This window comes from Streptomyces sp. NPDC048288 (genome assembly GCF_043201555.1).
Lineage (GTDB): Bacteria > Actinomycetota > Actinomycetes > Streptomycetales > Streptomycetaceae > Streptomyces.
The window spans coordinates 180,304-197,890 of sequence record NZ_JBICZD010000016.1; the positions used below are offsets into that span (position 1 = coordinate 180,304).

The following is a 17,587-nucleotide window of genomic DNA, read 5'->3' on the forward strand; positions in this document are numbered from 1 at the left end:
AGGCCGGGAGCTCAGAAGCTCAGAAGAGCGTGCCCTCCTCGGGCCCCTCCAGCTCCTTCAGCAGCTCCGGGCCGTTGTTGCGGACGTTGCTGACGGCCGTGGCGACCGGGTAGGCGCGCATGAGGCCCTCCGGCGGCGGGGCGAGCAGCGGGCGCAGGTCCTCGGCGTCGGTGCGCGCCGGGTCCAGCCAGGCGTCCCAGCGGTCGGGCGTCAGCATCAGCGGCATCCGGGGGTGGATGTCCGCCAGCGTGCGCGGCCCCTCGGCCGGTGCCACCGCCAGCGGCGAGGTCTCCGCCTCCGTGGTGATCACGGAGCAGGTCGCCCACCAGGCCAGCGGGTGGTCGTCGGGCAGCGTGCGGTCCCGCCAGAACTCGTACAGCCCCGCCATGGCGAAGACGGACCCGTCGGCGGGCAGCACGAAGTACGGCTGCTTGCGCGGCCGCTTCTTCCTGCCCTCGACCTCCAGGTCCCGCTCGTCCTTCGCGGTGACCCACTCGTAGTAGCCGTCGGCGGGGACGATGCAGCGGCGGGTCGCGAAGGCGCGGCGGTACGACGGCTTCTCGTGCACGGTCTCGGCCCGCGCGTTGATCATCCGGGCGGCGCCCTCGGGCGACTTGGCCCAGGAGGGCACAAGGCCCCACTTGAGCCTGCGCAGTTGGCGGACGGGCCGCTTGTCGTCCGAGTCCTTCAGGGGCCGGTCCAGGACCACGTAGACCTCTTTGGTGGGGGCCACGTTGTAGTCCGGCTCCAGGGCCTCCTCGGGCTCCCACTTCTCGACCTCGAAGATTCCGGCCAGGTCCCCGGGCCCACGACTCGACGCGTACCGTCCGCACATCTTCACAACCCTACATTTCACTCCCAGGGCTGAAGCCCGGACGGCGGAAACCGCGTCCGGCGGCCCGGGGCCGGGCACACACGTCTGGCATATCCGCTGGTCCGCCACCCGTGGGTGTGAGGCAGATGAGGCAAACATCCGCAAGTAGTGCAAAATTCTATTACTTCTCTCCTTCCAGGTGACTTGCTAGATTTTTAAGCGCTTCGGATGCATTTTCCCGAGATTCACCAGGAAGGACCTCTGTGGGAACCATCGACACCATCAAGGACTTCTACGGCGATGTCGCCGACGACTGGAAGAAGGCCTGGGACGACCTGCTCGACCGGGACGACGACGACGATCTGCCCTTCGGACTGCCCGCGCACGCCTTAGCGGCCATGCCCGGGGACACGCTGCGCACGCTCACGGCCATGTCCCTGCTCCAGGACGACGACAAGAAGAAGAGCAACAAGAACAAGAACCGCAACCTCGCGGCCCTGGCCCTGCTGTCCGGCGGAGCGGGCGGGCTCGGCGGGATCGGCGGAGCGGGCGGCGTTGGCGGGCTCGGTGCCGCCGGCGCCCAGGCGGCCGGTGAGGTCACCCAGCAACTCGGAGCGATCCCCCAGCAGTTGGGCGCGCTCCCCCGGCAGCTGGCGGCGCTGCCGCAGCAGATCCAGCAACTGACCGATGTGGTCGGCCTGCTGATGGAGGCGCTGAAGACGGTGGAGCCACTGCTCGACGCGGCCGGAGCGATCGGCGCGGTCACCAAGAGCGTGCCCAGGAAGTCGTAGCGCCGGAGGCCGCAGCGCCGCTCCGGCTCCCGGACCCCGCACGCCCCGCCCGTCCGCGTACCGCGACGGACCCGCACTCCGTCGCGGTGCGCGCGCCACCGGAAGGAACCCCGTCCATGGCCCCGCGCACCGGCAGCCGGATGCGGACGGTAGCCGCCGTACTGAAACAGGTCCTCGGCGAGACCAGAGCGGCCCCGCCGTCCGACGCCCCGGACGAGCGGGAGCGGCGCCGGGCCCGGGCCGTGCGCGGTGCCCTGGAGAGCCTGGGGCCCTTCTACGTGAAGATCGGCCAGATGCTCTCCACCCGGCCCGACATGGTCTCCCCGATCATGATCGAGGAGCTGCAGAACCTGCACGACGAGGTGGACGTCCAGCCGTTCTCCGAGCTCGAACCCGTACTGGAGCGGAACCTCGGGCCGGACTGGAAGCGGTACTTCGACGACATCGACGTCGAACGCCCGCTCGGCGCCGCCTCCCTCGCCCAGGTGCACCGGGTCACCCTGGCCGACGGCCGGCCGGGGGTGATCAAGGTGCAGCGGCCCGGCATCCGGGAGACCGTGCTGGCGGACATGGCGCTGCTGCGCCAAGCCGCGCGGCTGACCGCCCGGGTGGCCCCGAGGTTCAGCGCGGTGGTGGATGTCGAGTCCATGCTCGGCGGGGTCTTCGACGCCATGGAGCCCGAGCTCGACTTCACCAAGGAGGCGGCGAACATGGACCGGGCGCGCGAGGCGCTGCGCGGCTTCTCGCGGCTGTCCGTGCCGAACGTGCTGGCCGCCACCGAGGGCGTCCTGGTCCAGTCGATGGCCCCCGGCGTCTCCGTGCGCAAGGCGGACCCGGCCGCCCTGCGCGACCGCGACCGGCTCGCCGTCGGCCGCGAGCTGATCGCGTTCATGTACCGCAGCTACTTCATCGAGCGCATCTACCACGCCGATCCGCACGCCGGGAACGTCTTCGTGACCGAGGACGGGGAGGCCACGCTGATCGACTGGGGCATGATCGGCCGGATCGACCAGCGCACCAGCATGCGGCTGCTGCTGGTGCTGATGGCCGTCGCCCAGAACGACGGGCACGGCCTGGCCAAGGCCTGGGTGGAGATGGGCCGCACCACACCGTGGTCGGACATCCCCGGCTTCTCCCAGGACATGGCGGCGCTCGTACCGAAGATCGCGACGGCGTCCCTCGCGGAGCTGAACTTCGGCATCACGCTGACCAGCGTCCTGGAGAAGTCCACCCGCCGGTCCATCGCCTCCTGCCCGGCGGTCTCGCTCCTCGGCAAGTCCTTCGCCAACCTGGAGGGCTCGGTGCGCTGTCTGGCACCCGAGCTGGCGCTGGTGGACGTCTTCCAGCGCGAGGTCCCCCGGATCGTCCTGCACATGGTGCGCGAGACCGCGTCCCCGCAGCAGTCGGCCCGGCGGCTCCTGGAGGCCACCCTCACCCAGGCCGGCGCCTCCGAACAACTCCGCGCGCTCAACGACGACATCGCCGACCGCAGCCTGCGGGTGCAGTTCAGCGAGGTCGTGCCGACCCGTTCCCAGGGCGGCAGAACCGGCCCGAACGTGGCGCTCGCCCTCGGTGCCCTCGCGCTCTATCTGGACCACCGGCGGCGCCGGGCGTGACCTCCCGCCGCCGTCGCCCCCGTCCACTCCACTCCACTTCATTTCACTTCATTTCACTTCACCTCCATTCCATCCGTTTCGTGTGACGTGACCCGTCACCCGTGAACCGAAGGTCTCTGTCTGCCCGTGTGTGTCACAACAGCACCCTCGTGGTTCCCGCACGCCCTGCCCGGCGTGTCCCGTCCGCGTGTCCGGCTCTTCTGCATCCCCCACGGCGGCGCCGGCGGCTCGGTGTTCCGGCCCTGGCAGCGGCTGCTCGGCCCCGGCACCGAGGTCGTCCCCGTCCAGCTGCCCGGCCGTGAGGTGCGGATGACGGAGCCCGCCGAGACGTCGGTCGTACGGCTCGCGCAGCGCCTCGCGGGCCCCCTCGCCCGCCGGGCCGAAGGGCTCCCGTACGTCCTGTTCGGCCACAGCATGGGCGCGCTGCTCGCCTATGAACTCGGCCTGGCCCTCCAGGACTCCGCCCGTCCGCCCGCCGCGCTGGTCGTCTCCGGCAGCGTGCCGCCCCACATCCCGCGCTCCACCCCCGCCCTGCACCCGCTGCCCGACCCGGAGTTCGCGGCCGGACTCCGGGAACTAGGCGGCATCCCGCCGGAGTTGCTGGCCGACGAGGAGTGGTGCGCGCTCTTCCTGCCGCAGTTGCGGGCCGACTTCGAGGCCGCCGAGACCTACCGGACCCGTGCCGTCCTGCGCCCCGGCATCCCGCTGATCGCCCTGGGCGGGGCCGCCGACCCCGCCGCCACCCCCGCCGAGGTCGAGCGCTGGCGCGACCTGGGCACCGACGTCACCGTCCGGGTCTTCCCCGGCGACCACTTCTTCGTCTTCGCCTCGGCCGCGCAGGTCCTGGCCTTCCTGACCACCGAGGGGCCGGCGTGGTAGGCGCGGACGGGCAGGGCCGGTACGGCGTCGACGCGCCCGGCTGGCTGCTCGGGCTCGGCGGCTCGGTCGTGCTGCCGCTGGTGGCGGTCGCCGCGGGGGCGCCCCGGTGGCTGCTGCGCATCCCGGCGGTGACCGCCGCCCCGGCCGGGCTGTTCCTGCACGCCAGCGTGCGCGGCAAGTTCCTGGTCTGGGAGGAGCTGCTCGACGGGCTCCGGCTGCGCGGCGACGAACAGGTCCTGGACCTGGGCTGCGGGCGCGGCGCGGTGCTGACCGCGGTGGCCCGGCGGGTGCCCGGCGGGCGGGTGACCGGGGTCGACCTGTGGCGCTCCGTCGACCAGTCCGGCAACCAGGCCGCGACCACCCTGGACAACGCCGGCCGGGAACGGGTCGCCGACCGGATCGACCTGGTCACCGCGGACATGCGGCGACTCCCCTTCGAGGACGGCCGGTTCGACCTCGTGGTGTCCAGCATGGCGCTGCACAACATCACCGACGCGCGGGGCCGTTCGGAGGCGGTGCGCGAGTCGTACCGGGTGCTGCGGCCGGGCGGGCGGCTGCTCCTCGTCGACATCTTCCACACCGGCCAGTACCGCGACCTGCTGCTCACCGCCGGCGCGCGGGACGTGACCCTGGCCGACGTCGGCCACCGCATGTGGTGGAGCGGGCCGTGGGTGCCGACGCGGTGGGTGCGGGCGGAGAAACCCGGGGTTCCGGGAGAGCCCGACCCGACGGAAGCACCCCCCTCGGTACCCCCTTCTTCGACACCCCCGTCTTCGACCGAAACCGGAGGAACAGCGTGACCACCTCTCTCCAGACCACCCCGCGCACCCTCGTCGACCTGCTCCGCACCCGCGCGGCGCGGCAGCCCGACCGGCAGGCGTACGTCTTCCTCGACAGCCACGGCGCAGAGGAATCCGCCCTCACCTACGCCGAGTTGGACCGCGATGCCCGCCGGGTGGCGGCGGCCTTACGGACCCACTGCGCCCCCGGTGACCGGGTGCTGATCCTGCAGCCACCGGGCACCGCGTACCTGACCGCGTTCTTCGGCTGCCTGTACGCGGGAACGGTGGCCGTACCGTCGTATCCGCCGCACGCCCGCAACGCGGCGCGGCTGCGCGCGATCGTCACGGACGCGGCACCCGCCGCCGTGCTCGCCGGCGACCGGGCCGCGGCCACCGCCCGGCAGCACCTGGCCGAGCTCCGGGGCATCCCCTGGCTGACCGACGAAGGCCTGACCGGCAAAGGCCTGACCGACGACGGGCTGGCCGACGGCGACCCGGCCGCCGGCCCCGAAGCGTGGACGGACCCGGGCGCCGACCGGGACGGCCTGGCCTTCCTGCAGTACACCTCGGGCAGCACCGCCGTGCCCAAGGGCGTGATGGTCACCCACGGCAATCTGCTGCACAACTCCGCGCAGATCCAGCGGCGGCTGCGCACCACGGAGGACTCCCGCCTGGTCAGCTGGCTGCCGCCGTTCCACGACATGGGGCTGATCGGCGGCATCCTCCAGCCGCTGTTCGGCGGCTTCCCCGGGGTGCTGATGGCGCCGGGCACCTTCGTCCTGGACCCCGTGCAGTGGCTGCGCGCGGTCTCCGGGTACGGCGCCACCCTGACCGCCGTACCGCCGTTCGCCCTGGACCTGTGCGTCGAGCGGGTCGACCCCGCCGCCCACCAGCCGCTCGACCTGGCCTGCCTGGAGAGCGTGGTCGTCGGCGCGGAGCCGGTGCCGGCCACGACGCTGGACCGGTTCGCCGGTCACTTCGCGCCCTGGGGGATGCGGCGGGAGGCGCTGCGGCCCAGCTTCGGGCTGGCGGAGGCCACGCTGATGGTGTCCTGCGGGAACCGGCTCACCGAAGGGGCCGCGGTCACGCTGGACGCCGCCGCGCTGGAGGCGCACCGGGTGCTTCCCGGCGGGGCCGGTCAGCGCCGGACGGTCGTCGGGTGCGGCGGTGCCGTCGACGGGCAGCGGCTGCTCGTCGTCGACCCGGCGGACGGCAGCCCGCTCCGGCCCGGCGAGGTCGGGGAGATCTGGGTCGGCGGGCCGAACGTGGCCAGGGGGTACTGGAACCGGCCCGAGGAGAGCGCGGCCGTCTTCGGGGCCGTCACGGCGGGCGGCGAGGGTCCCTTCCTGCGCACCGGCGACCTCGGATTCCTGCGCGACGGCGAGCTGTTCGTGACCGGGCGGAGCAAGGACCTGATCATCGTGCGCGGCCGCAACCTCTATCCGCAGGACATCGAGCGCTGCGCGGAGGGCGCCCACCCGGCACTGCGGGCCCATGGCTCGGCCGCCCTCGGGACCGACGCGGGCGACGGGGTGGAGCGGCTGGTCGTCGTCGCCGAGGTGCGGCGCGGTGCGGACGTGCCGCCGGTGGCCGAGGTGGCGGCCGCCGTCGGCCGGGCGGTCACCGCGGAGTTCGACGTCCGGCTGCACCGGCTCGTCCTGGTCCGCGCCTCGACCGTGCCGAAGACCTCCAGCGGCAAGATCCAGCGCCGGGCGACCCGGGCGGCGCTCGGCGCGGGGGCGCTGAGCGTGGTGGCCGAGTGGACCGAGGGATCCTCCGAGCCGGAATCCGTCCTGGCGGGCCCCGCCCTGGAGGAGTACCTGGCCGGGCTCGTCGCCTCCCTCGCCCCCGGCGGGTCCGGGCGGCGCCCCGGCCGGGACGAATCGCTGCCGGGCCTCGGCCTGGACTCGCTGGCCATGCTCCGGCTCGCCGGACTGATCGAGCGCGACCTCGGGGTGTCCCTGCCCGAGGACGCGCTCTACGACGCCCCGACCGTCGCCGCGCTCGCCGCCGCCGTGGGCGCACTCCCGAGGTCGGCGTCCGCCGAGGCGCCCCCGGCGCCGGACGACCCGCACGCCCCCTTCCCGCAGACCGACACCCAGCAGGCCTACTGCCTGGGCCGCACCGGCACCTTCGAGCTGGGCAACGTCTCCACGCACGTGTACGTCGAGTTCGACGCCCCCGATCTCGACCTGCCGCGCTTCGAGCAGGCCTGGCGGCGGGTGATCGACCGGCACCCCATGCTGCGGGCGGTCATGCTGCCCGACAGCAACGAGCAGCGGATCCTGCCCGAGGTGCCGCCGTACGAGATCCGGGTGACCGATCTGCGCGGACACGAGAAGGACGCGGCCGAGGCCGAGCTGGCCGCGGTCCGGGAGCGGCTCTCGCACGAAGTGCGGCCCGCCGGGCAGTGGCCGCTGTTCGAGGTGACCGCGACCCGCCTGGACGACGGGCTGCGGATCCATCTCAGCGTGGACTCGCTGATCGCCGACTTCTCCTCCGGACGGCTGCTCTTCGACGACCTGTCCCGCTTCTACTGCGAGCCCGGCCTCCGGCTTCCGGCGCCCGCGAGGTCCTTCCGCGACCATGTGCACGCCGAGATCGCGCGCCGGGACCTGCCCGAGTACCGGCGCGCGTACGACTACTGGTGGCGTCGGCTGCCGGAGCTGCCCCCGGCGCCGCAGCTGCCGTCCCGGGCCGTGCCGGTCGGCGTGCCGCGGTTCACCCGCCGGGACACCGTGCTGTCCGCCGCGACCTGGCGCGGCCTCAAGGAGCGGGCGGCGCGGGCCGGGCTGACCCCGAGCGCCCTGCTGCTCGCGGTCTACGCGGAGGTGCTGGCCGTCTGGAGCAACAGCCGCCACTTCACGCTGAACGTGCCGCGCCTGACCCGGCCGGTGCGCGACCCGTCGTACGACGAGGTGCTCGGCCAGTTCGCCTCCTTCACGCTCCTGGAGGTCGACCACCGCGACGCCGGGACCTTTCTGGAGCGGGCCCGGGCGGTGCAGCACCGGCTCCGGGACGATCTGCGGCACGCGGCCGTCAGCGGGGTGGAGGTGCTGCGCGAGCTGATGCGGCTGCAGGGCGGCTACGACCGGGCGCTGATGCCGGTGGTGATGACCAGCAACCTCGCCTTCGCCGCCGCCGAGCGGACCCCGCTGGAGCGGCTGCTCACGCCGGTGTTCACCATCTCCCAGACCCCGCAGGTCACCCTGGACTGCCAGGCCCACGAGCAGGACGGGGCGCTGCTGCTGAACTGGGACTCGGTGGACGCGCTCTTCCCGGACGGTCTTGTCGACGCCATGTTCGACGCCCAGACGGCCCTGCTGCACCGGCTCGCCACCGACGAGGACACCTGGTCGCACCCCGCGCCGGTCCACCTGCCGGAGCACTCCGCCGCCGGCCCCGAGCGTCCCGTCCCCGCCCTCCAGGTGCAGCAGCTGTTCGAACGGCAGGCCGCGCTCCGCCCCGACGCCCCTGCGGTGATCGCCCCGGACCGGACCCTGTCGTACGCCCGGCTCGCCGAGGAGTCCCGGCAGGTGGCCCGCTGGCTGCGCGCCCACGGCGCGCGGCCCGGCCGGCTCGTCGCCATCATCATGGAGAAGGGCTGGGAGCAGGTCGTCGCGGCCTACGGCGTGCTGTTCTCCGGCGCCGCCTATCTGCCGATCGACCTCGAGCTGCCCGCCCGGCGCGTGCGGCACCTGCTCGACCGGGGCGAGGTGGGCCTCGTCCTCACCCAGTCCCACCTGGAAGTCCTGTTGGAGGTGCCGCTGGACGGGCGCTCACGGCTGTGCGTCGACCGCCCGGTGCCGGCCGTCGCCGACGACACCCCGCTGCCCGCGCCCGGCAGCCCGGACGACCTCGTCTACACGATGTTCACCTCCGGCTCCACGGGCGAGCCGAAGGGCGTGATGGTCCCGCACCGGGCGCTGGTCAACTGCCTGGTCCAGACGATCGAGACGTACGGGGTCGACGCGGGCGACCGCTGCCTCGCCGTCACGGCGCTCCACCACGACCTGTCGGCCTTCGACCTCTTCGGGCTGCTCGGCGCGGGCGGCAGCGTGGTCGTCCCGGCCGCCGCCGACCGCCGTGACCCGGCGCACTGGGCGGAGCTGGTCGCCCGCCACCGGGTCACGCTGTGGAACTCGGTGCCGGCGATGATGGAGATGCTCCTGGAGAGCGGGGCCCGGCCCGCCTCCCTCCGGCTGGTGATCCTCGGCGGCGACTGGATCCCGCTGCCCGTGCCGGGCCGGCTGCGGGAGCTGGTGCCGGGCGTCTCGGTGGTCTCCATCGGCGGTCCGACCGAGACGACGGTGTGGAGCATCTGGTATCCGGTCACCGGCCTCGACCCGGAGTGGCGGAGCATCCCGTACGGCACCCCGATCGCCAACGTCCGCTACCACGTCCTCGACGACGGGCTGCGGGACTGCCCGGACTGGGTGACCGGCGAGATGTACGTCTCCGGGGTCTGCCTGGCCGACGGCTACTGGCGCGATCCCGAGCGCACCGACGCGGTGTTCGTGGCGCACCCGGGGACCGGGGAGCGGATGTACCGCACCGGGGACCTGGGGCGGTGGCGTCCGGACGGCACCCTGGAGTTCATGGGCCGGGCCGACTTCCAGGTGCAGATCCGCGGCCAGCGCGTCGAGCCCGGCGAGATCGAGTCGGCGCTGCTCGCCCATCCCGAGGTCGCCTCGGCCGTCGTCACGGCCACCTCCCGGGAGGACCGCCCCGGCCATGACGGCCTGGTCGCCTATGTCGTCCCCGGCGATCGCACCGACCCGGCCGCCTTCGAGGCCGGGCGCCGCGCCGGCATCGAGGTGCTCGACCCGCTGGCCCGGGCCGAGTTCAAACTGGCCCGGCACGGGCTGCGCCGGGAGCCCGGCCGGCCCCGGGTGCCGCTGCCCCGGGTCCCCGCCGGACCGTCCCGCAGGCGCAGCGACCGGGTCTTCCTCGACGAACCCGTCGCCCTCGCCGAACTGGCCGCCTGCCTGGGCCTGCTGGGGCAGGACGAGGTGGACGGGCTGGCCAAGTGCCGCTATCCGTCCGCCGGGGGCCTGTATCCCGTCCAGACGTATCTGCACGTGAAGGCCGGGGCGGTGGCCGGTCTGGCACCCGGCGCGTACTACGCCGACCCGGTGCGCGACGCCCTGGTGCTGCTCGGCGAGGACGTGACGATCGGCGCCGGGGCGCACGCCGGGCACAACCGCGCCGTCGTCGACGCGGCCGGGTTCACCCTGTTCCTGGTGGCCGACCTGGCCGCGATCGAGCCGCTGTACGGTTCCCTCGCCCGCGACCTGTGCCTGCTGGAGGCCGGGTACATGGGGCAGCTCCTGATGGACTGGGCGGCCGGCACCGACGTGGGCCTGTGCCCCATCGGCGAACTCGACTTCGACCCGCTCAAGCCGCTGTTCGCGCTCGGCGACCGCCACCTGCTGGCGCACGCCTTGGTGGGCGGCCGGGTGGACCGTACGGCCGCTCCCGGGTCCGCCCAGCCGGCGCCCCTCACCGACCGGCTCCGCGACTGGCTCCGCGAGCGGCTCCCCGCCCACCTGGTCCCCGAGCACGTCCTGACCCTGGACAGCTGGCCGCTCAGCGCCAACGGCAAGGTCGACCGGCGCCGGCTGCCGGCCCCCCGGCAGGGCGACCCGGCCACCGGCTACGTCGCCCCGCGCACCGCCACCGAGCACCAGCTGGCCACCCTGTGGTGCGAGGTCCTGGACGTGCCCCGGGTGGGCGTCCAGGACAACTTCTTCGACCTCGGCGGACACTCCCTGGCCGCGACCCGGCTGATCGCCCGGATCCGCGACCGCTTCCAGATCTCGATCAGCCTGCGCGAGATCTTCACCTCCCGCACGGTCGCCGACCTGGCGACGGCGGTGGACCGGCGCAGGGCGGAGGCACCGGGCACAGTCTGACTCCCCCCGGACATGGTGTCCGGGTGTCCGGGTGTCCGGGGACGTTCTCCCTCTCCAGGCCGTTGACATGCCGTCCACACATACATACGTGTCACACTGCCGACTTCGGTACGAGGAGAGGGAACGACCGGACACCATGGACACCAGCACAGCGAGCTCTCTCTGGGACGAGCTGACCGGCACCCAGCCCGACCCGGACCTGTGGGTGGTGATCGCGACGCTCGCCGCCGCGGCCGCCGTGGTCGTCCCGCACAGCCTCTGGCGGATATCCCGCAACGCCATCACGATCGCCCACGAGGGCGGCCACGGCCTGGTCGCCCTCCTCACCGGCCGCCAGCTCACCGGCATCCGTCTGCACTCCGACACCAGCGGCCTGACCGTCAGCCGCGGCAAGCCGCACGGCATCGGCATGATCCTCACCGCCGCGGCCGGCTACACGGCCCCGCCCCTCCTCGGCCTCGGCGGCGCGGCCCTCCTCGGCGGCGGCCGCATCACCCTCCTCCTCTGGGCCGCCACCGCGCTCCTCCTCGTCATGCTGGTCATGATCCGCAACGCCTACGGCGTCCTCACGGTCTTCCTCACCGGCGGCGCCTTCCTCCTGGTGTCCTGGCTGGCGGGCCCCCAGGTCCAGGCCGCCTTCGCGTACGCGGTGGTGTGGTTCCTGCTGCTCGGAGGCGTACGTCCGGCGTTCGAGCTCCAGGCGAAGCGGTCAAGAGGCGGCGCCGGCGACTCCGACGCCGACCAGCTCTCCCGCCTCACCCATCTACCGGCGGCCGTCTGGCTGTTCCTGTTCCACGTGGTGTCCCTGTGCTCGCTGATCGGCGGGGGGCGCTGGCTGCTCGACATGTGACCAGCACATCGCAGCCGACGGCACGACAGGCGCCCCCAAAGGGGCGCGGGGCCGTATCGATATGCGGCTCCGCCGCGCGGGCGCGACCAGCACCTCACACCCCGCGGCACAACAACCGCCCTGAAGGGGCGCGGGGAACTGCGCGACCAGCCACGACGGCGCCGCGTTCGCCCACCGGCCGCGACCACCCCCCACAGACGGCCTGCCACTAAAGTGACCCCATGGCCGCAAACCCCACCGCACCAACCGCCCTCTGGCCCGCACCCCACGCGCGCGGAGCCGTCGACGCGACGGTTCACGTGCCGGGGTCCAAGTCGGTCACCAACCGCGCCCTCGTCCTCGCCGCCCTCGCCTCCGAACCCGGCTGGCTGCGCCGCCCCCTCCGCTCCCGCGACACCCTGCTGATGGCCGGTGCCCTGCGCGCGATGGGCGTCGGCATCGAGGAGACGGTGTCTTCCAGCTCCTCCGTCGCGGGCGGCCCCGACGGCTCCGGCGAGGCCTGGCGGGTGATCCCGGCAGGGCTCCGCGGCCCCGCCACCGTCGACGTCGGCAACGCCGGCACGGTGATGCGGTTCCTGCCCCCCGTTGCCACCCTCGCCTCCGGCGACATCCGCTTCGACGGCGACCCCCGCTCCTACGAACGCCCCCTGCACGGCGTGATCGACGCCCTGCGCACCCTCGGCGCCCGGATCGACGACGACGGCCGGGGCGCGCTCCCCCTGACCGTGCACGGCGGCGGCGCCCTGGACGGCGGCCCGGTCTCGATCGACGCCTCGTCCTCCTCCCAGTTCGTGTCGGCCCTGCTCCTCTCCGGCCCCCGCTTCAACCAGGGCGTGGAGGTCCGCCACATCGGCGCGAGCCTCCCGTCCCTCCCCCACATCCGGATGACCGTCGACATGCTGCGCGCGGTCGGCGCCCAGGTGGACACCCCGGAGTCGGGCGGCGAGCCCAACGTCTGGCGGGTCACCCCGGGCGCCCTGCTCGGCCGTGACCTGACCGTCGAGCCGGACCTCTCCAACGCCCAGCCGTTCCTCGCCGCCGCCCTCGTCACCGGCGGCAAGGTGCTGATCCCGGACTGGCCGTCCCGGACCACCCAGCCGGGCGACCGGCTGCGGGAGATCTTCACCGAGATGGGCGGCTCCTGCGAACTGACCGAGTCCGGCCTGGAGTTCACCGGCTCCGGCCGGATCCACGGCATCGACGTCGACCTGGGCGACGTCGGCGAGCTGACCCCCGGCATCGCCGCGGTCGCCGCCCTCGCCGACTCCCCCTCCACCCTCCGGGGCGTGTCCCATCTCCGCCTCCACGAGACGGACCGGCTGGCCGCGCTCACCAAGGAGATCAACGAGCTCGGCGGCGACGTCACCGAGACCACCGACGGCCTGCACATCCGCCCGCGCCCGCTGCACGGCGGGACCTTCCACACCTACGAGGACCACCGCATGGCCACCGCGGGCGCGATCATCGGCCTGGCCGTGCCGGACGTACGGATCGAGAACGTGGCGACGACGGCCAAGACCCTGCCGGACTTCCCCGACCTGTGGACCGGGATGCTCGGGAGCGACGGGGCATAGGGGCGTACGACCATGCGCCGCTACGGCAAGCACACCGACGAGGACGACATCCGCAGCCGCCCCAACCGCAAGGGCACCCGGCCTCGTACGAACATCCGCCCCGCCCACGAGGACGCGGCCGAGGGCATGGTCCTCACCGTCGACCGGGGCCGGCTGACCTGCCTCGTCGAGGACCGTACGATCCTGGCGATGAAGGCCCGTGAACTGGGCCGCAAGGCGGCGGTGGTCGGCGACCGGGTCGCCCTCGTCGGCGACCTGTCCGGCAAGAAGGACACCCTCGCCCGCATCGTCCGCATCGAGGACCGCGGCTCGGTGTTGCGCCGCACCGCCGACGACGACGACCCGTTCGAGCGGGTGGTCGTCGCCAACGCCGACCAGCTGGCGATCGTCACCGCGCTGGCCGACCCCGAGCCCCGCCCCCGGCTCATCGACCGCTGCCTGGTCGCGGCCTACGACGGCGGCCTCACCCCCCTCCTGGTCATGACCAAGTCGGACCTGGCCCCGCCGGACGAACTCCTGGAGCTCTACGGCGACCTGGAGATCCCCTACGTGGTCACGAGCCGTGAGGAGCTGGAGACGGGGGACGCGGCCGCACGCGTCCGGGACCACCTCGACGGCAAGATCACGGCGTTCGTCGGCCACTCCGGCGTGGGCAAGACGACGCTGGTCAACGCCCTGGTCCCCAAGGACCGCCGCCGTTCGACCGGCCATGTCAACGCGGTCACCGGCCGGGGCCGCCACACCACGACCTCCGCCCTGGCCCTGCCGCTCTCCGACGACGGGGGCTGGGTCGTCGACACCCCGGGCGTCCGTTCCTTCGGCCTCGCCCACATCGACCCGTCCCGCGTGATCCACGCCTTCCCCGACCTGGAACCCGGCACCGTCGACTGCCCGCGCGCGTGCAGCCACGACGAGCCGGACTGCGCACTGGACGCATGGGTCGCCGAGGGCCACGCGGACCCCGCCCGCCTCTACTCCCTGCGCCGTCTGCTGGCCACTCGGGAACGCAAGGAAGGCGACTGACCACGGCAGTGTTTGTCATGCCCCGACTTCGGTAAGTGCATAATCGCACCGAGCTGGACATACGGGAGGACAGCACATGGCGTGGCTGCTGGTGATCGTCGCCGGGATCCTGGAAACAGGCTTCGCCGTATGCCTCAAGCTCTCCCACGGCTTCACCCGCCTGTGGCCCACCATCGCCTTCGCCTCCTTCGCCCTCGGCAGCTTCGGCCTCCTCACCCTGTCCCTGAAGAAGCTCGACGTGGGCCCGGCCTACGCGGTCTGGACCGGCATCGGCGCGGCCGGCACCGCCATCTACGGCATGATCTTCCTGGGCGACCTCGTCTCCACCCTCAAGATCGTCTCCATCAGCCTGGTGATCGTAGGCGTAATCGGCCTCCAACTCTCAGGCTCCTCCCACTGAAGCGCCCCGCCAGGAGAAGCCCCACCCACCCGCAGCCGACACACAACCCACCACCACCCCCTCTCACACCGGCTGCCGCGACAGCACCCCCCGCACCAGCTCCCCCACCCCGCCCTCCCCCGGCGGCGCGGCCACACACGACAACGCGATCCGCACCACCAGCTCACAGGACCGGGCGAGCTCACCCCCGTCCCGCCCGGAAGCGGCCAGCACCGCCACCGCCCGGTCCCGCACGATCTGCACGAAGTCCCCGGGCGAGGGCAACGGCCCGTCCGCCCTCCGCTGCGCCGGCACCGCCGAGGACGACGGCACCGCGGACAGCGTCGGCGTGGGCAACCGCTCGCTCCAGCACCCCGTGAGCATCGCCCGTACCAGCGCGTTGTCCCGGGCGGCCAGCGCCATCCACTCGGCCGTCGCCGTCAGGCGTTCCCGTACCTCGGCATGGCTGCCCAGCGCCCGCTCGACCCCCGCGAGATACCCGTCGGCCTCTCTGCGCACCAGCGCCCGCGCGAGGCCTTCCTTGCTGCCGAACTCGTTGTACAGCGTCTGCCGGGACACCCCGGCCGCCGCCGCCACGTCGACCATCCGCACCGCGGCCCACGGCCGGCGCGCGAGCGCCGTGTACGCGGCTTCCAGTAGGGATTCCCGAGCTGCAGGCATCATCGCCTCCTGGGGCGAGCGACTCTGCGCCCAGATTTGACGCGCACGAATCCACTGTCAAGGGTTCGCGAAGGCACCGGGGGGCGCCCTTCGGCCAACACACGCGGGCGCACCGAGATCACCGCCCGGTCACCACCCGGCATCCCCCTGGCATCCCCGGCGTCCCTGTGTAGCCCCGCGCCCACCCCGGCAGATACCGTTCGGTACATGCCGGACTACCTTGATGACCTGCGTCTCGCCCATGTGCTCGCGGACGCGGCGGACGCCACCACCATGGACCGCTTCAAGGCTCTCGATCTCAAGGTCGAGACCAAGCCGGACATGACCCCGGTGAGCGAGGCGGACAAGGCCGCCGAGGAGCTGATCCGCGGCCAGCTGCAGCGGGCCCGGCCGCGGGACGCGGTGCTCGGCGAGGAGTACGGCATCGAGGGCACCGGCCCGCGCCGCTGGGTGATCGACCCGATCGACGGCACCAAGAACTACGTGCGCGGGGTGCCGGTCTGGGCGACCCTGATCTCGCTGATGGAGGTGGCCGAGGGCGGCTACCAGCCGGTCGTCGGCGTGGTCTCCGCGCCCGCGCTGGGCCGCCGCTGGTGGGCGGCGAAGGGGCACGGCGCCTTCACCGGCCGCAGCCTGTCCTCGGCGTCCCGCCTCCATGTCTCGAACGTCTCGAAACTGTCCGACGCCTCCTTCGCGTACTCCTCGCTGAGCGGCTGGGAGGAGCGGGGGCAGCTGAACGGCTTCCTGGACCTGACCCGCGAGGTGTGGCGCACGCGCGCGTACGGCGACTTCTGGCCGTACATGATGGTCGCCGAGGGGTCGGTGGACATCTGTGCCGAGCCGGAGCTGTCGCTGTGGGACATGGCCGCCACCGCGATCGTCGTGACGGAGGCCGGCGGCTCCTTCACCGGCCTGGACGGCCGTCCGGGCCCGCACAGCGGCAACGCGGCCGCGTCCAACGGTCTGCTCCACGACGAGCTGCTGTCGTACCTCAGCCGGCGTTACTGAAACAGCCTTCTGAGGCACAACCGGACAGTACGACCCGGCACATATGAGCGCGTGCGCCCTCAATTGGCGACACGCACCCCCTTGTTGACCCTCGCTTTACCTGCCACCCTGAGAGAACTCCCACTTGTGCATTTGTGAATCGCTGAACTAACTCCGCGATTCCCTAGGAGGTGGCATTTCATGCTCGTCCGTGACGCCATGAGCACGGTGGTCCTCACCGTCGGCCCCGCCCACACCCTCCGCCAGGCAGCCGCCCTGATGTCCGCGCGCCGCGTGGGCGCGGCGATCGTCCACGACCCGGACGCCGGCGGCATCGGCATCCTCACCGAACGCGACATCCTCAACTCCGTCGGACTGGGCCAGAACCCGGACACGGAGCGCATCCACGCCCACACCACCAACGACGTCGTGTTCTGCACCCCCACCTGGACCCTGGAGGAGGCGGCCCGGGCCATGGCCCACGGCGGCTTCCGCCATCTGATCGTCCTCGACGGCGGCGAGCCGGCCGGCATCGTCTCGGTCCGGGACGTCATCCGCTGCTGGGTCGGGACCCGCGCGCCGGAACCCGTCTAGGCCGGTCCGGGCACGCCGAACGGGCCGGACCCCGACCTCCCGGGGATCCGGCCCGCCCGCCCACGACAAGCGGTCCAGTGCTGGAGCCTCAGCCGCGCAGGGCCTGGACCGCGGCCTCCAGCCGCCTGCCGAAGTCGTAGCCGATCCTACATTGGATAGAGTCCAGATCAAGCTTGACTCCAAAGTCACACCTGTTCGTAAAGTGGTCCTCCTGCTGTTAGGCTGGATCGCATGAGTGACCTTCTGGAACGGCTGCGTGGACGCGGATGGCGGATGACCGCGCAGCGACGCGTCGTGGCCGAGGTCCTCGACGGCGAACACGTCCACCTGACGGCCGACGAGGTCCACACCCGGGCCGTCGCCAAGCTGCCCGAGATCTCCCGGGCGACCGTCTACAACACCCTGGGCGAGCTGGTCACGCTCGGCGAGGTCCTCGAGGTCTCGACGGACAAGCGCGCCAAGCGGTACGACCCGAACGCGCACCAGCCCCACCACCACCTGGTCTGCGCCCGCTGCGGCTCGATCCGCGACGTCCACCCGACCGGCAACCCGCTGGCCGACCTCCCCGCCTCGGAGCGCTTCGGCTTCACGGTGTCGGACGTCGAGGTGACCTACCGCGGCCTCTGCCCGGACTGCGCGACGGGCGCCTGACACACGTTCCCGAAGGCCCCGGCACCCACCACGGATGCCGGGGCCTTCGCG

General features: G+C 72.9%; 14 protein-coding genes. 12 read left to right on the forward strand and 2 right to left on the reverse strand.

The genetic code is table 11. The annotated features are described in order from the left end of the window. Nucleotides 1–19 precede the first annotated feature (19 nt). Nucleotides 20–835, reverse strand: a complete 816-nt coding sequence (locus ACGFZS_RS42710) for an SOS response-associated peptidase (RefSeq protein WP_393799671.1) — start codon at nucleotides 833–835, stop codon at nucleotides 20–22. A gap of 242 nt (nucleotides 836–1,077) precedes the next feature. On the opposite strand from ACGFZS_RS42710, the gene ACGFZS_RS42715 reads away from it, so the two are divergent. From ACGFZS_RS42715 to ACGFZS_RS42755, 9 genes are all read left to right on the forward strand, one after another. Beyond that, the gene (locus tag ACGFZS_RS42715) at nucleotides 1,078–1,605 is read left to right on the forward strand and encodes a hypothetical protein (RefSeq protein WP_393799672.1); all 528 of its coding nucleotides are present in this window, start codon (nucleotides 1,078–1,080) and stop codon (nucleotides 1,603–1,605) included. A 116-nt stretch (nucleotides 1,606–1,721) separates the two neighbouring features. Then, nucleotides 1,722–3,221 carry an ABC1 kinase family protein gene (locus tag ACGFZS_RS42720; RefSeq protein ID WP_393799673.1) on the forward strand — a complete coding sequence of 500 codons (1,500 nt, stop codon included), beginning with the start codon at nucleotides 1,722–1,724 and terminating at the stop codon, nucleotides 3,219–3,221. 174 nt (nucleotides 3,222–3,395) lie between these two features. Further along, nucleotides 3,396–4,100 (forward strand): thioesterase II family protein, encoded by a 705-nt coding sequence (locus ACGFZS_RS42725; protein ID WP_393799674.1) that lies wholly within the window; start codon nucleotides 3,396–3,398, stop codon nucleotides 4,098–4,100. Continuing rightward, nucleotides 4,094–4,900: a class I SAM-dependent methyltransferase gene (locus ACGFZS_RS42730; RefSeq protein ID WP_393799675.1), complete on the forward strand. Its 807-nt coding sequence runs from the start codon at nucleotides 4,094–4,096 to the stop codon at nucleotides 4,898–4,900. Before ACGFZS_RS42725 ends, ACGFZS_RS42730 begins: the two co-directional genes overlap by 7 nt. After that, the gene (locus ACGFZS_RS42735; protein WP_393799676.1) at nucleotides 4,897–10,797 is read left to right on the forward strand and encodes an amino acid adenylation domain-containing protein; all 5,901 of its coding nucleotides are present in this window, start codon (nucleotides 4,897–4,899) and stop codon (nucleotides 10,795–10,797) included. The genes ACGFZS_RS42730 and ACGFZS_RS42735 overlap by 4 nt, the downstream gene beginning before the upstream one ends. Before the next feature lie 136 nt (nucleotides 10,798–10,933). After that, nucleotides 10,934–11,647: a M50 family metallopeptidase gene (locus ACGFZS_RS42740; protein ID WP_355715871.1), complete on the forward strand. Its 714-nt coding sequence runs from the start codon at nucleotides 10,934–10,936 to the stop codon at nucleotides 11,645–11,647. A gap of 221 nt (nucleotides 11,648–11,868) precedes the next feature. Further along, complete coding sequence (aroA, locus tag ACGFZS_RS42745) at nucleotides 11,869–13,221, forward strand: 3-phosphoshikimate 1-carboxyvinyltransferase (RefSeq protein ID WP_393799677.1); 1,353 nt, start codon at nucleotides 11,869–11,871, stop codon at nucleotides 13,219–13,221. Nucleotides 13,222–13,233: 12 nt separating this feature from the next. Then, a complete protein-coding gene (gene rsgA, locus ACGFZS_RS42750) occupies nucleotides 13,234–14,244 on the forward strand; it encodes a ribosome small subunit-dependent GTPase A (protein WP_393799678.1) in 1,011 nt (336 codons plus the stop codon). Between the two features lie 76 nt (nucleotides 14,245–14,320). Continuing rightward, a complete protein-coding gene (locus ACGFZS_RS42755; RefSeq protein ID WP_355715863.1) occupies nucleotides 14,321–14,644 on the forward strand; it encodes a multidrug efflux SMR transporter in 324 nt (107 codons plus the stop codon). 63 nt (nucleotides 14,645–14,707) lie between these two features. Here the strand turns inward: ACGFZS_RS42755 and ACGFZS_RS42760 are convergent, their stop codons facing one another. Continuing rightward, nucleotides 14,708–15,304 carry a TetR/AcrR family transcriptional regulator gene (locus tag ACGFZS_RS42760; protein ID WP_393799679.1) on the reverse strand — a complete coding sequence of 199 codons (597 nt, stop codon included), beginning with the start codon at nucleotides 15,302–15,304 and terminating at the stop codon, nucleotides 14,708–14,710. 207 nt (nucleotides 15,305–15,511) lie between these two features. On the opposite strand from ACGFZS_RS42760, the gene hisN reads away from it, so the two are divergent. From hisN to ACGFZS_RS42775, 3 genes are all read left to right on the forward strand, one after another. Continuing rightward, nucleotides 15,512–16,312, forward strand: a complete 801-nt coding sequence (hisN, locus tag ACGFZS_RS42765; RefSeq protein ID WP_359220156.1) for a histidinol-phosphatase — start codon at nucleotides 15,512–15,514, stop codon at nucleotides 16,310–16,312. Nucleotides 16,313–16,492: 180 nt separating this feature from the next. Beyond that, the gene (locus tag ACGFZS_RS42770; protein WP_355715858.1) at nucleotides 16,493–16,885 is read left to right on the forward strand and encodes a CBS domain-containing protein; all 393 of its coding nucleotides are present in this window, start codon (nucleotides 16,493–16,495) and stop codon (nucleotides 16,883–16,885) included. 231 nt (nucleotides 16,886–17,116) lie between these two features. Beyond that, the gene (locus ACGFZS_RS42775; RefSeq protein WP_393799680.1) at nucleotides 17,117–17,536 is read left to right on the forward strand and encodes a Fur family transcriptional regulator; all 420 of its coding nucleotides are present in this window, start codon (nucleotides 17,117–17,119) and stop codon (nucleotides 17,534–17,536) included. Nucleotides 17,537–17,587 lie beyond the last annotated feature (51 nt).

Coding starts and splice junctions, on each gene's coding strand:
- ACGFZS_RS42760 (WP_393799679.1), bottom strand. CDS start 15,304: ATGCCTGCAGCTCGGGAATCCCTACTGGAAGCCGCGTACACGGCGCTC.
- rsgA (WP_393799678.1), top strand. CDS start 13,234: ATGCGCCGCTACGGCAAGCACACCGACGAGGACGACATCCGCAGCCGC.
- ACGFZS_RS42770 (WP_355715858.1), top strand. CDS start 16,493: ATGCTCGTCCGTGACGCCATGAGCACGGTGGTCCTCACCGTCGGCCCC.
- ACGFZS_RS42740 (WP_355715871.1), top strand. CDS start 10,934: ATGGACACCAGCACAGCGAGCTCTCTCTGGGACGAGCTGACCGGCACC.
- hisN (WP_359220156.1), top strand. CDS start 15,512: ATGCCGGACTACCTTGATGACCTGCGTCTCGCCCATGTGCTCGCGGAC.
- aroA (WP_393799677.1), top strand. CDS start 11,869: ATGGCCGCAAACCCCACCGCACCAACCGCCCTCTGGCCCGCACCCCAC.
- ACGFZS_RS42710 (WP_393799671.1), bottom strand. CDS start 835: ATGTGCGGACGGTACGCGTCGAGTCGTGGGCCCGGGGACCTGGCCGGA.
- ACGFZS_RS42720 (WP_393799673.1), top strand. CDS start 1,722: ATGGCCCCGCGCACCGGCAGCCGGATGCGGACGGTAGCCGCCGTACTG.
- ACGFZS_RS42755 (WP_355715863.1), top strand. CDS start 14,321: ATGGCGTGGCTGCTGGTGATCGTCGCCGGGATCCTGGAAACAGGCTTC.
- ACGFZS_RS42775 (WP_393799680.1), top strand. CDS start 17,117: ATGAGTGACCTTCTGGAACGGCTGCGTGGACGCGGATGGCGGATGACC.